This window comes from Methylocella tundrae (assembly GCF_038024855.1).
Classification (GTDB): Bacteria; Pseudomonadota; Alphaproteobacteria; order Rhizobiales; family Beijerinckiaceae; genus Methylocapsa; species Methylocapsa tundrae.
Window position 1 is genome coordinate 3,137,037 of sequence record NZ_CP139089.1, and the last position, 12,863, is coordinate 3,149,899.

A 12,863-nucleotide genomic window follows, 5' to 3' on the forward strand; every position below is an offset into this window, starting at 1 on the left:
TAACGGGATCATGGGTGGAGCCCAAAAGGGCCGCCTTGCTGAATGACCGTATCGCTTACTTTTCTTTCCGGGCGAGCCGCAAGCGGCGCGGACTTGCCTTTTGCCCTGCCTTTTGCGATCGCTTGACCTAATCCGCATGGCAAGACCTGCGCCGCGGCGCTGCGCGCGCGGTCCAGACGAACAGAAAATGATTCAATGATGGAAAAGACTTTCGATCCCCAGGCGGTCGAAGGCCGCATCTCGGCGGCATGGCGCGAGGCCGACGCCTTCAAGGCCGGGCGGCCGGACCGCGCCGAGGCGGAGCCCTTTGCGATCGTCATTCCGCCGCCGAACGTCACCGGCGCGCTGCACATGGGGCACGCCCTTAATACGACTTTGCAGGATATTCTCGCGCGCTTCGAGCGGATGCGCGGCAAGGACGTGCTGTGGCAGCCGGGAACGGATCACGCCGGCATCGCGACCCAGATGGTCGTCGAGCGCCAACTGATGGAACGCCAGGAGCCCGGCCGGCGCGAGATGGGCCGCGAGAAATTCCTGGAGCGGGTCTGGGCCTGGAAAGCCGAGTCGGGCGGCGCCATCGTCAACCAGCTGCAGCGTTTAGGGGCCTCCTGCGACTGGTCGCGCGAGCGGTTCACGATGGATGAGGGCCTCTCGCGCGCCGTCATCAAGGTGTTTGTCCAGCTCTACCGGGAAGGGCTGATCTATAAGGACAAGCGGCTGGTCAATTGGGACCCGAAGCTTTTGACGGCGATCTCCGACCTCGAAGTCGTGCAGGTCGAGACCAAAGGCCATTTGTGGCATTTCAAATATCCGGTGGTCGATGAGGCTGGCGCCGAGACCGGCGAATTCGTCATCGTCGCGACGACGCGGCCGGAAACCATGCTGGGCGACGCCGCGGTTGCGGTCAATCCGGCAGATGAGCGCTATTTCCACCTGCGCGGCAAGCGCGTGCGGTTGCCGCTCGTCGGGCGTCTTATTCCGATCGTTGAGGACGAGTATTCAGACCCTGAAAAGGGGACCGGCGCGGTCAAAATCACGCCGGCGCATGACTTTAACGATTTCGAAGTCGGACGGCGCCACGGCCTGCCGCTGATCAATATCTTTGACGCCGAAGCCAAACTGACGCTGATCGGGAACGAGCCTTTCCGCGCCGGCGCGGAGCCGATCGAGGGGCTCGACGGCCTGCATGGCGCGTCGCGGGAAAATGCGCGCAAGCAAATCGTGGAACTGATGGAGGAGCGCGGGCTTCTCGACCAGATCGAGCCGCATCCTCACATGGTCCCGCACGGCGATCGCTCGGGCTCCATCATCGAGCCGTGGCTGACGGATCAATGGTACGTCAACGCAGGGGTTCTGGCGCGGCCGGCGCTCGATGCGGTGCGCTCGGGCAAGGCGAGCTTCATCCCGAAAAACTGGGAAAAGACCTATTTCGACTGGCTGGAGAATATCCAGCCCTGGTGCATCTCGCGTCAGCTCTGGTGGGGGCACCAGATTCCGGCGTGGTACGGGCCGGACGGCAAAGTCTTTGTCGAAGCCACGGAAGCCGAAGCGGCGGCGGCGGCGCGCGCGCATTATGGCGAGCCGACCGCTCTGGCGCGCGATCCGGACGTTCTCGACACCTGGTTTTCCTCGGCGCTCTGGCCTTTCTCGACGCTCGGCTGGCCGGACGAGACGACGGAGCTCAAGCGCTATTATCCGACCAATGTGCTCGTCACTGGCTTTGACATCATCTTCTTCTGGGTCGCGCGGATGATGATGATGGGTCTTCATTTCATGGGCGAGATACCGTTCCACGACATCTATATCCATGCGCTCGTCCGCGACGAGAAGGGCGCCAAGATGTCGAAGTCCAAGGGCAATGTCATCGACCCTTTGAGCCTGATCGAGCAATATGGCGCGGACTCCCTGCGCTTCACTCTGGCCGCGATGGCGGCGCAGGGACGCGACATCAAGCTCTCGACGCAAAGGGTCGAAGGCTATCGCAATTTCGCGACCAAGATCTGGAACGCCGCGCGCTTCGCGGAGATCAACGGCTGCGTCCGCGTCACGGGTTTCGACCCCAGGGGCGTCAGCATCACCCTCAATGCCTGGATCATCGGAGAAGCGGCCAAAGCCGTCGCCGAAGTAACGGGCGCGATCAAAACCTACCGCTTCAATGACGCCGCCAACGCGGCCTATCGCTTCGTCTGGAACATTTTCTGCGACTGGCATCTCGAACTGGCGAAGCCCCTGCTGCAAGGCGAGGACGGTCCCGCCAAGGATGAGACCCGTGCGACGACCGCCTTCGTCCTCGATGAGATTGTCAAGCTGCTGCATCCGTTCATGCCATTCCTGACGGAGGAGCTTTGGGCGATCAAGGCGACCGAGGATTCTCCGCGCGCAAGTCTTCTTGCGCTGACCGCCTGGCCGCGGCTCGAAGGCCTCGAGAACGCCGCCGCGGAGTCCGAAATCGGCTGGGTCGTCGAGCTCATCTCGGAAGTGCGCTCGGTGCGCTCCGAGATGAACGTGCCAGCCGGCGCGCTGATCCCTCTCGTTCTGGTCAACGCCGATACCGATGTGGGCTCGCGCGCGAAAAATTGGGACGAGACGCTGCGGCGCCTCGCGCGGCTCTCGGACATATCCTTCGCCGCCGAGGCCCCCGAGAAATCGGTTCAGCTTGTCGTGCGCGGCGCCGTCGCCGCTCTGCCGCTGCAAGGGGTGATCGATTTCGACGCTGAAAAAAGCCGGCTGGCGAAAGAGATCGGCAAGCTGGCGGCGGACGCCTGGAAAATCGAGGCGAAGCTCGGCAACGCCGATTTCGTAGCGAAGGCGCCCGAGGAAGTCGTCGAGGAAAATCGCGAAAGATTGGACGAGGCGCGCGCGCGCGCCGCGAAGCTGGAGGCGGCGCTGAAGCGGCTTGGCTGAACCCGCCGCTTTCACACGCTCTTTTTTCGGCCTATCCCTGCAAAAATGGCAATGAAACGCCAAACGTCTGCAGCAGAAGAATCGTATTGAGGAACAGCACCACCGCGGCGCCGACGACGGCGCCGGCGCGCGTCATGGGGCCGTTGACGAAAGCTCCCATGATGTCGCGGCGCTGCGTGAAATAAAGCAGCGCGATCATCGGGAGCGGCAGCGCAATGCTGAGCACGACCTGACTGACGACAAGGGCGTTGGTGGCGTTGACCCCGAGCGCAACGACGATAAAGGCCGGGATGATGGTGACGAGCCGCCGCAGCCAGACTGGAATTCTGAAGCCGACGAAACCCTGCATGATCATTTGACCCGCGAGGGTTCCGACCGTCGAACTCGATATGCCGGACGCGAGGAGCGAGATCAGAAAGACTGTCGCGGCTCCCGCGCCAAGAATCGGGGTCAATGTATGATATGCGGTCTCGATCTCGGCGACGCCGCTGTGGCCCGCGTGAAAGGCGGCGGCGGCCATCATCACCATGGCCATATTGATGGCGCCGGCGATCGCCAGCGCGACGATGACCTCCCGGTTGGAATAGCCCAGCAGCTTGCGCCTGTCGCCGTCGTCGCGCGCAATCGTGCGGGCCTGCGTCAGGCCTGAGTGCAGATAGATCGCATGAGGCATGACGGTCGCGCCGATGATGCCGACGGCGATCGTCACCGCGGCCGCGTCCTGCAGTTGGGGCGTCACTAAGGAAAAAGCCGCCGAGGCCCAGTCGACGGGGGCGATGAATAATTCGATCACATAACAAAGCCCGATCATCGCGACCAGCGCGCCGATGACCAGTTCGAGCGGCCTGAAACCGCGCCGGTCGAGGGTCAAAATACCATAGGTCACGATCGCGGTGACAACCATTCCCCAGATCAGCGGCAAGTTGAAGAGGAGCGAAAGCCCGATCGCGCCGCCGAGGAATTCGGCAAGGTCGGTCGCCATCGCGGCGATTTCACTGACGACCCACATGACCCAAACCAGCGGGCGCGGCAATTCGTCGCGGCACATCTCCGCGAGATTCCGGCCCGTCACGATGCCCAGTTTCGCCGACAGGGCCTGAAACAGCATTGCAATGAGGTTGGCGAGCAAGACCACCCAAAGGAGGCTGTAGCCATATCTGGCGCCCGCCTGGATATTGGTCGCAAAATTGCCGGGGTCCATATAGGCGATCGAGGCGATGACCGCTGGTCCAACCATCGGAATGAATGCGCGAAATCCACTCCGGCGCCCGTCGAGAACCTCGCGGATCGCGCGCTGGATTTGGGTCGGGTGAGCGACGATTCCGCCGCGCTCTGCGATATCCGTCATTCGGCTTTCCTGCGGTCGAAGCTGGCGACGCCACGCTACGGCATGAGTTCGGGAGACCTTGCTGGCGATCTGCTATTGATGCTGCATAATGTAGCCGTGGCTACGGATTAGTCAATGGCGCTCGCCAGCGCCTCCCTGCGATCAAGGGCGGCTTGGAGTTGCGACAATTCAGGATCGTTAGGCTAAAACAAGAAGGACTGACGCCTTATGTCGAATAGCTGACGGGGACGGCGACGGGCGAAAGCGGCGGCCGGAAGGGCTGAAACGCGTGATCGCAAAGAGCGCCAGATCGCAGGCCGGAGGGAAGCCGAAGATGACGATGAAGCATCAAGAGCCTCATGCCTGCGCGGCTGAACTCCCGGCCGAGGCGGAGCAGGCGCTTCGCTTCGAAAAGGCGCGCTCGGCGCAAGCCGGCGCCGTTCTCGAAGACTACGTCGAATTGATCGATGACCTTCTGACGAACGGCGGCGAGGCGCGTCCGACCGACATCGCGCGCAGGCTCGGCGTTTCACACGCGACGGCGATCAAAAGCATCGCGCGGCTGAAACGGGAAGGGCTTGCAACGTCGAAGCTTTATCGCGGCGTTTTTTTGACGCCCGAGGGCCGGGCGCTCGCCGCGCGCGTGCGCGCGAGACACCGGCTTGTCGTCGATTTGCTGGTCGCCGTCGGCGTGCCGCTGCATTGCGCGGAACTCGACGCCGAAGGCATCGAGCATCACGTGTCCGACGTCGCGCTGGACGCCTTCTCACGTTTTCTCAAGCGGTAACGCAAATCCTCAATCGGTAACGAGAAATTTGAATGCGCCGCGGGCGGTTCGCCATAAAGCGAACGCGATTGAGATGCACTTCGCCGGAGGTTGATCGGTGTGGTCTGCGGGAGCTGGCGCTCTTCGCAGATCATGTTTTTTGCGGCTGGTGATCGCCGCAAAAGGCATGGCTGGCGGCGGTTGGTCCTCGACGTGGCGAATGTCCTGATCTGGCACGATTATCTGTGCTTTTTTTGACACATGCGGAGATAACTTAACCTCAACTTGACGCGGCAAGAAGAAGATCACTTTTCAGCCCCATTCAACTGGGTAATTGTGGTTCAAGTAAACATATCCTCGACGGCGCCTGCGCGAGTCGGACGAATGGCGTCATACAATTCGACGCCCGCCTGCTCACACGGCATTCCCTTCCAATCGAGAGCTGTTTTTCGCCAGATCATGCAGGGCGGCATCTATGAGCGCGCGCGTTGTCAAAGAGGTTATGTCTTCCAGACGTCGTGTGACGAACGTCACCTCGCGCGCGCCGCTTGAGGCGTATCTCTTCGCGGGCGCTGGAGACGATCGCGCTGCACGGCTTCTGCGAAACGATCAGAATTTTATGACAAATGAAGCGATTAGCCACCATCTGGGTGATGCGCGGTTGATCGACCGCAAATTATTTTGGAACGGGCGCGACCAAAATGGGTTTTTGCGCGTTATGGGTCCATACGCAGTTTTTTGGCCCTGCAGCGACCGGAGCAATGACTCCTGGCGCTCGGAATTTGCCCATGTCTATGAGGTTTAGTCGCCTTGGAGCTTTGGCTCTGTTCGGACTGGCTGCGAGCATGCCGGTTACGAATATCCGCGCCCTGGAAGGGGCCGACAGCGCCGCCGCGGGCGATAAATCGATCGTGTCGCAGGCCTATAAGACGCCGCGCGCCGCCTTGCTCGCGGGCCTTCAGGACTTTCGTTCGGGCGCGGCCGACTCGGCGATCGCCGCCTTGAAATATGCCGCCGCCGGCGGCGAGGCATTGGCGCAATGGAAGCTTGCGACCATTTACGCGGCTGGGGACGGCGTTCCACACGATGACGTCAAGGCCTATGAGTATTTCTCACAGATCATCCATGGCTACGATGAGGATGATCCGAACTGGCGTGACAAGTCTGTCGTTTCGAACGCCTTCGTCGCGATCGGAACCTATAGCCTGAACGGCATAGCCGACACTAAAGTGCGCCCGGATCCGGCGCGCGCGCTCGACATGTTCAAATATGCGGCCACGAACTTCGGCGACGCGACGGCCCAATATAGCCTCGCGAGAATGTATCTTGACGGCGTTGGCGGCGATAAGGATGTCCGGCAAGGTTTGCGCTGGCTTTATCTCGCCGCGGACAAGGGCCATGTGCAGGCCCAGGCTCTGCTCGGGCAGATGCTCTTCTCCGGGCAGGAGGGGTTGCGTCCGCAGCGCGCGCGCGCCCTCATGTGGCTGACATTGGCGCGCGAAGCCGCGATGGACGCGAAGAAGGATCAATGGATCATCGACGTCTACGACAAGGCGATGGCTAGTGCGAGCGAAAGCGAACGCCGCGTTGCGCTCTCCTATCTCGAAGATCATCTGAAACGGCGGAATTGATTGCGGGGAGAGACGCCGGCTAAGTTCGCATGGCTTGCTCATCGAGCCTAAGCCGCGCGGGCTGGGAGCAGCGCGATGCTTGCGGGGCAATTGGCGCTCACCGTCGCGGCGCTCTTCACGGGCGCCGCCATTTACATCAATCTCGTCGAGCAGCCGGCGCGTCTTGGGCTCGATGATAGATCGCTGCTGCAGCAATGGAAGCCGGCCTATGAGCGCGGCTTCAGGATGCAGGCTTCGCTGGCGCTTGCTGGCGGCGTGCTGGGCTTGATCGCGGCCTATGAGCTACGCGACTGGCGCTGGGCGCCGGGCGCTGTCGTCCTCCTCTGCAACTGGCCCTTCACCATGCTCGTCATCATGCCAACCAATCGCCGTCTCGAAGCGACCGAACCGCAGAACGCGGGCTTGGAGAGCCGGGAGTTGATCCTGAGATGGGGTAAGCTGCACGCGGTTCGCAGCGGCCTCGGCGGCTTGGCCACTCTGGCGTTCCTATGGGCCTCAGTAAGATGATCGCGCCCCGTTAAGCTTTGGACGAGATGCTGAACGAATCAGCGACGAATCGGCGACAGCGCATCGTTTCACCTCCTGTTCGCGCTATATCTAGCGAAACCCTCGTCGTCGTGGGATAGAGGGGCGCGGGCGGACCGCTCGCCGCTTCCTCATTTTTAATTTTTTGCGTCATTTTGAGCCGGCTTATGACGATCGGACAGATAAGGGTCGGCGTTGGCGGCTGGAGCTTCGCGCCCTGGCGAGAGAGCTTCTATCCGAAAGGCCTGCCGCAACGGCAAGAACTCGATTTCGCCAGCCGCAAACTGACGTCCATAGAGATCAACGCGACGTTCTACCGGACGCAGACGCCGGAGAGTTTCCGCCGCTGGGCGTCGGAGACCCCCGATGATTTTGTTTTTTCGGTCAAGGCACATCGGCTGACGACGCACCGCAAGCTGCTCGCCGAAAGCAAGCCCGCGATCGATCATTTTCTGTCGAGCGGCCTCTTGCAGCTCGGCGGAAAGCTGGGGCCGATTGTCTGGCAATTCGCGCCAACCAAGAAATTTGAAGCCGATGATTTCGCCGCCTTTCTCGAGCTTCTTCCAGGGCAGTTGGACGGGCTGCGGCTGCGCCATGTTCTCGAGGTGCGGCACGAAAGCTTTTGCGTTGAACCGTTCGTCTCTCTCGCGCGCCATCACCAGGTCGCGATTTGCCTCGCTCAGTCCGACACATATCCGCTGATTGCGGATCTCAGCGCTGATTTCGTGTACGCCCGGCTACAGAAAAGCTCAGCCGCTTATGCCGCGGGCTATTGTCCGAGTGAAATCGACATATGGTCCGGTCGCGCCAGGCAATGGGCGAAAGGCGAGCAACCACAGGATTTGCCCTATGTGAGCGGCGCACCGGAGAAAAAGCGCGCCGCGCGCGACGTCTTCGTCTATTTCATCAGCGGCGCCAAAGAGAAAAACCCGGCCGCCGCATGCGCCCTGATCGAGCGGCTTAAGGCATGACGCCGAAAAGCGGGACGCGCCTTGGGGCGCCATCCCATCACGCACAAACCATCTCTGGCCGATAAGTCACGCCAGTTCGATTCGAACCGGCACGTGATCGGAGGGTTTGTCGTCGCCGCGCAGCGCCTTGTCGATAGTTGTTTTGACGAGGCGATCGGCGGCCTGCGGCGACAACAGAAGATGATCGATGCAAATGCCTTTGTTGCGCTGCCAGGCCCCGGCTTGATAATCCCAGAAAGTATAGAGTCCCGCATCGTCCGTGGTGGCGCGCAAGGCGTCGGTCAGGCCAAGGTTCACGAGCGTGCGAAAACGCGCGCGCGTCTGCGGCAGAAACAGCGCGTCGTTGATCCAGGCGGCGGGGTCGGCGCAGTCGCGCGCGGCCGGGATGACATTATAGTCGCCAGCAAGGATCAGCGGTTCTTCGAGCGTCAAAAGCGTTTTCGCATGAGCGATGAGGCGGTCCATCCAGGCGAGCTTATAGGCGTATTTGTCGGTGTCCGGCGGATTGCCGTTCGGCAAATAGATCGACGCAACGCGGACGGCCCCGCCATCGTGAGGCACGATCGCTTCGATGTAGCGCGCATGCTCGTCGGCAGGATCGCCGGGCAGGCCGCGCGTCACCTCGATCGGCGCCTTCGACAGAATGGCGACACCGTTAAAGCCCTTCTGGCCGTGAACCGCGGCGTTGTAGCCGGCCGCCTCGATCTCTTGCCAGGGAAAGGCTTCGTCGACGCATTTCAGCTCCTGAAGGCAGAGCACGTCGGGCGACGCCTCGCGCAGATAGCGCAGGAGATGCTCGGTCCTCTGCCGCACCGAATTGACGTTCCAGGTGGCGATTTGCACGCAGGTCCTCGCGGGGAATTCACATCGGCTAAATCAGGCCGATGATTGAATGCTGAAGCAGATAACGTCCTACTACAGAAAACGAGATAGGAGGCTGCCAATTCAATTGGGATTTTGGGCTCCGGCAAAGTTCCCGAGAAGCGCGGGGAGTTCGGCGAGAAAGAGGTCCCGCGTGCGAATGCCGGCGCTTTCGGCGACCTTGGTTTCGTCCTTCGTCAAACGTGCGAACACTACGCGTCGATCGCCTTTGATGGCCCAGCCTACGAACCACCCGAACTGACGGTCCTCGTCCAAAACCCCGTCCTGGCCGCGCTGAAACCCCGCGCCTGTCTTGCCTTGAACCGTCCATCCGTCGGCGGCCGCGAAACGGGGTATGATCGCGATTGCTTTCTCTTGCGCAGGCGCGGACGCTGGCAATTGCAGTTTGAGCAATCTTCGCAGAAAAACGACCTCTTCAATTGGGGAGATCTGGAGAGAGGCGCTAAGCCATGCGTGCGTCAATCCGTCGTCCTTCCCGGCGTTACCCGAAAGATCACGGTTGCCGTAGGAAAATAAATCCACGTATTGTTGGAGCCGTTGCGCTCCCAACGCGCGTGTAATGCCCCACGAATACCAAACAACCGAGTCGCGCATCCAGGACGCCGGATCGACATTCGTCTTCCAATTCTCACGCCACGCTTTGTATTCTTCCCGGTACGGCCAAACGGGAGAGTGTGCATCCGTCAGAATTCCCGCATCATAACCCATAACGCTGAGCGCGACCTTGAAGGTGGACGCAGGGCTGTTTCGCTGATCGCATCGCCCGTCCTGACGAAGAACGGCGCCGCTGTCCGCGTCGACGAGCAGGGTGCAAACCGGCGCCGCCAAAGAGGCGGTAGAAATCGAACACAGCAAGGCCGCGAAGGGCGCAACTCTCTTCATGACTTTAGTCGAACGCATGATACCAATGCCTCAGCCGCCTGTGGCGACCGCGCCGCGCCGGGGCCGCGCCTGCATCAGACGCGGCAAAGTTTGATGGGTCAGGACGCCTTCCCGCATCAGCGCCCGCCGCAGCGGACCGATCATCGAAAAGGCGAAGAATCCCGCGCCGCGCATGAGGTCGACGGGCAGGAATTCCGTGAGCAGCGAGCGATTTAGAATATCGACGCCATTGGTGCGCAAGGAAATGTCGCCCCGGCGCGCAGCCCCGTAGGATTTGAGGCTTGCCGCGGCGCCGATGTCTTTTCCATCCGCCCGAGCGTCTTCGAGGGTTTCAACGAGAGCCGCGATGTCGCGCAGGCTGAGGTTCAGCCCTTGCGCCGCCAACGGCGGAAAAACATGCGCGGCTTCGCCGATGAGCGCGATGCGCCTGCCAAACAGTTTTGCGACGCTCATGCCGGCCATCGGAAAGAAGCCGCACGGTCCGTCGAGCTCCATAGCGCCCAAAAGTCCGCCGACCTGCAACTCGATCTCGCGCGCCAGTTCGCCGGGCGCGAGATCACGTCGGCGCTCGGCGTCGGCGGCCGACATCAGCCACACAAGGCTCGAACGATGAAGCTTTTCGCCCTGCGAGCGCAGGGGCACCAGAGTGCAGGGGCCTGATCTCGTATGAAATTCGGTTGATATATTTCGATGCGGCTTGGCGTGCGCGAGAAGCGCCGTCAGGGCGACCTGGGGATAGGTCCAACTGCGCGCGTCGATATTGGCCCTGGTTCGGGCCAGCGAGCCGCGGCCGTCGGCGGCGACGACCAGCTTGGCTTTAATCCTCCGGCCATCGGCGAGCGTGGCGCGCACGTCGTCGTCATCGAAACGAATGTCCTCGATGAGGCTTTGGCAAAGGGCGAGGCCGGAGCGCGCGGCGGCGGCCTCCGCGAGTCCATCGACCAGAACATTGTTTTCGATATTCGCGCCAAAGGCTGAAAGGCCGATCTCGCTTGCGGCGAAGGAGACCGAGGGTGCCCGGAATCGGGCATTTGTCGCGTCGACCATCGCGATCTTTTCGAGCGCGGCGGCCTTGTCCCGAAAGCGCGGCCAGAGGCCAAGCGATTTGTATAAGCGCAGGGAGGCTTCAAACAAAGCCACCGTCCGGCCATTGGCGCGACGATCGACGAGACCGGCGCAAGCGACGGAAAAGCCCGCCTGATCGAGAGCGATGGCGGCCGAGAGCCCGGCGGCGCCGGCGCCAGCGACGAGAATATCGACGTGAAACGGATCAACCTCTATCATCGCGCATCCCTCGCCGTCTTTCTAGACCGGCAACACGCGGATGGCGAGCGGGCGCGGTGGTTTTCTTGGCGCCCGGCTCAATGCTTGCGACGGGGAGGCGGCGCTGGCGCCGGCTCCCGCGACATCTTGTCTCGTCAAGCGTTTAGCGTTTATCGGGCGCCACATAGTCGCGCTGCGGCGCGCCCGTATAGAGCTGACGCGGGCGGCCGATCTTCTGGCCAGGATCTTCGATCATTTCCTTCCATTGCGCGATCCAGCCGGAGGTGCGCGCGACAGCGAAGAGCACGGTGAACATGGAAACGGGGAATCCCATCGCCTTCAGCGTGATGCCGGAATAGAAGTCGATGTTCGGATAAAGCTTCTTCTCGATGAAGTATTCGTCGTGGAGAGCGATGCGCTCGAGTTCCATCGCAACCGCCAGAAGCGGATCGTTCTTGAGGCCGAGTTCGTTCAGCACTTCGTGGCAGGTCTGCTGCATGATCTTCGCGCGAGGATCGTAATTCTTATAGACGCGATGGCCAAAGCCCATCAGCCTGAACGGGTCATTCTTGTCCTTGGCGCGGGCGATGAACTTTGGAATATTTTCGACGGTTCCGATTTCCGTCAGCATCTTCAGCGCCGCCTCATTGGCGCCTCCATGCGCGGGCCCCCAGAGGCAGGCGACGCCCGCGGCGATACAGGCGAACGGATTGGCGCCCGAGGATCCGGCGAGGCGCACCGTCGAGGTGGACGCGTTCTGCTCGTGATCGGCATGGAGAATGAAGATGCGGTCGAGCGCGCGTGCGAGGGTCGGCCTGACCTTATATTCCTCGGTCGGAACCGCGAAGCACATGCGTAGGAAATTCGACGCGTAATCAAGTTCGTTCTTCGGATAAACGAACGGCTGGCCGATCGTGTACTTAAACGCCATGGCCGCCAGCGTCGGCATTTTTGCGATGAGCCGCATGGAGGCGACCATGCGCTGACGCGGGTCCGAAATGTCGGTCGAATCGTGATAGAAGGCCGACAATGCGCCAACGCTTGCGACCATCACGGCCATCGGATGCGCGTCGCGCCGGAAGCCCTGGAAGAAGCGGGCCATCTGCTCATGGATCATCGTGTGGCGCGTGATCCGATAGTCGAAATCGCGCTTTTGCGTCGGGGTCGGCAACTCGCCGTAGAGCAAAAGGTAGCATGTTTCGAGATAGTCGCCGTGTTCAGCAATCTGGGCGATCGGATAACCGCGATACAGCAGCACGCCCTCGTCGCCGTCGATATAGGTGATTTCGGACTCGCAACTCGCCGTCGATGTGAAGCCGGGATCGTATGTGAACATCCCGGTCTTGGCGTAGAGCTTTCCAATGTCTACGACTGCGGGGCCAATCGATCCAGCTTTGACCGGCATTTCGACTGTAGCTTCACCGATACTAAAAGACCCAGTCGTCGTGCTCATGAAGGCTGCCTTTTACCAAAGGGTGGCGGGGGGCGCCGAATTCATCATCCGGGCGCTTTTCTTGGATGTGAGAACTCCAACGCAATGACTAATAATGCGATGCGATGGTCTTAGCCCATGAGAAGCTTGGGTTCAAGCGGCGCCCGCTCGCGCCGCTCATTTCGCCAAGTCTATCGCCTGCGTTTGTCTCCATTATTGTAGATCTGCGAATTCAATATTGTTCAGTTATGCATAATGCCTGTGCTAACGCGAGATATAC

The 12,863-nt window shown here is 61.2% G+C and carries 11 protein-coding genes; 6 read left to right on the top strand and 5 right to left on the bottom strand.

Annotation, left to right across the window (positions count from 1 at the left end; genetic code table 11):
- Window positions 1-195 precede the first annotated feature (195 nt).
- On the top strand, window positions 196-2,904 hold the full coding sequence (locus SIN04_RS16755; protein ID WP_341264076.1) for a valine--tRNA ligase: 2,709 nt from the start codon (window positions 196-198) through the stop codon (window positions 2,902-2,904).
- A 31-nt stretch (window positions 2,905-2,935) separates the two neighbouring features.
- Here SIN04_RS16755 and SIN04_RS16760 read toward each other — a convergent pair whose 3' ends face one another.
- On the bottom strand, window positions 2,936-4,252 hold the full coding sequence (locus SIN04_RS16760) for an Nramp family divalent metal transporter (protein ID WP_134491042.1): 1,317 nt from the start codon (window positions 4,250-4,252) through the stop codon (window positions 2,936-2,938).
- A gap of 319 nt (window positions 4,253-4,571) precedes the next feature.
- Here SIN04_RS16760 and mntR point away from each other — a divergent pair, with 319 nt between their 5' ends.
- The 5 genes from mntR to SIN04_RS16785 all read left to right on the top strand — a co-directional run bounded on the left by mntR (window position 4,572) and on the right by SIN04_RS16785 (window position 8,124).
- A complete protein-coding gene (gene mntR / locus SIN04_RS16765) occupies window positions 4,572-5,018 on the top strand; it encodes a manganese-binding transcriptional regulator MntR (RefSeq protein ID WP_174512398.1) in 447 nt (148 codons plus the stop codon).
- A gap of 454 nt (window positions 5,019-5,472) precedes the next feature.
- Window positions 5,473-5,802, top strand: a complete 330-nt coding sequence (locus SIN04_RS16770; protein ID WP_134491044.1) for a hypothetical protein — start codon at window positions 5,473-5,475, stop codon at window positions 5,800-5,802.
- Complete coding sequence (locus SIN04_RS16775; RefSeq protein ID WP_244605856.1) at window positions 5,786-6,628, top strand: tetratricopeptide repeat protein; 843 nt, start codon at window positions 5,786-5,788, stop codon at window positions 6,626-6,628. The genes SIN04_RS16770 and SIN04_RS16775 overlap by 17 nt, the downstream gene beginning before the upstream one ends.
- Window positions 6,629-6,703: 75 nt before the next feature.
- Complete coding sequence (locus SIN04_RS16780) at window positions 6,704-7,135, top strand: DUF1772 domain-containing protein (RefSeq protein ID WP_134491046.1); 432 nt, start codon at window positions 6,704-6,706, stop codon at window positions 7,133-7,135.
- Window positions 7,136-7,320: 185 nt separating this feature from the next.
- Window positions 7,321-8,124, top strand: coding sequence for a DUF72 domain-containing protein (locus SIN04_RS16785; protein ID WP_134491048.1), 804 nt, complete (start codon window positions 7,321-7,323; stop codon window positions 8,122-8,124).
- 66 nt (window positions 8,125-8,190) lie between these two features.
- Here the strand turns inward: SIN04_RS16785 and xth are convergent, their stop codons facing one another.
- From xth to gltA, 4 genes are all read right to left on the bottom strand, one after another.
- The gene (gene xth / locus SIN04_RS16790) at window positions 8,191-8,967 is read right to left on the bottom strand and encodes an exodeoxyribonuclease III (RefSeq protein WP_134491050.1); all 777 of its coding nucleotides are present in this window, start codon (window positions 8,965-8,967) and stop codon (window positions 8,191-8,193) included.
- A 102-nt stretch (window positions 8,968-9,069) separates the two neighbouring features.
- A complete protein-coding gene (gene blaOXA, locus SIN04_RS16795) occupies window positions 9,070-9,888 on the bottom strand; it encodes a class D beta-lactamase (protein WP_134492615.1) in 819 nt (272 codons plus the stop codon).
- Between the two features lie 30 nt (window positions 9,889-9,918).
- Entirely contained in the window at window positions 9,919-11,172 is a 1,254-nt protein-coding gene (locus SIN04_RS16800; RefSeq protein ID WP_341264077.1) for an FAD-dependent monooxygenase, read from the bottom strand.
- 142 nt (window positions 11,173-11,314) lie between these two features.
- Window positions 11,315-12,604, bottom strand: a complete 1,290-nt coding sequence (gene gltA / locus SIN04_RS16805) for a citrate synthase (protein ID WP_134491052.1) — start codon at window positions 12,602-12,604, stop codon at window positions 11,315-11,317.
- Window positions 12,605-12,863: the final 259 nt, after the last annotated feature.

What these genes read in the sequence shown, in the direction of transcription:
- SIN04_RS16755 (WP_341264076.1), top strand. Translation starts at nt 196, where the DNA reads ATGATGGAAAAGACTTTCGATCCCCAGGCGGTCGAAGGCCGCATCTCG.
- SIN04_RS16760 (WP_134491042.1), bottom strand. Translation starts at nt 4,252, where the DNA reads ATGACGGATATCGCAGAGCGCGGCGGAATCGTCGCTCACCCGACCCAA.
- mntR (WP_174512398.1), top strand. Translation starts at nt 4,572, where the DNA reads ATGAAGCATCAAGAGCCTCATGCCTGCGCGGCTGAACTCCCGGCCGAG.
- SIN04_RS16770 (WP_134491044.1), top strand. Translation starts at nt 5,473, where the DNA reads ATGAGCGCGCGCGTTGTCAAAGAGGTTATGTCTTCCAGACGTCGTGTG.
- SIN04_RS16775 (WP_244605856.1), top strand. Translation starts at nt 5,786, where the DNA reads ATGTCTATGAGGTTTAGTCGCCTTGGAGCTTTGGCTCTGTTCGGACTG.
- SIN04_RS16780 (WP_134491046.1), top strand. Translation starts at nt 6,704, where the DNA reads ATGCTTGCGGGGCAATTGGCGCTCACCGTCGCGGCGCTCTTCACGGGC.
- SIN04_RS16785 (WP_134491048.1), top strand. Translation starts at nt 7,321, where the DNA reads ATGACGATCGGACAGATAAGGGTCGGCGTTGGCGGCTGGAGCTTCGCG.
- blaOXA (WP_134492615.1), bottom strand. Translation starts at nt 9,888, where the DNA reads ATGAAGAGAGTTGCGCCCTTCGCGGCCTTGCTGTGTTCGATTTCTACC.
- SIN04_RS16800 (WP_341264077.1), bottom strand. Translation starts at nt 11,172, where the DNA reads ATGATAGAGGTTGATCCGTTTCACGTCGATATTCTCGTCGCTGGCGCC.
- gltA (WP_134491052.1), bottom strand. Translation starts at nt 12,604, where the DNA reads ATGAGCACGACGACTGGGTCTTTTAGTATCGGTGAAGCTACAGTCGAA.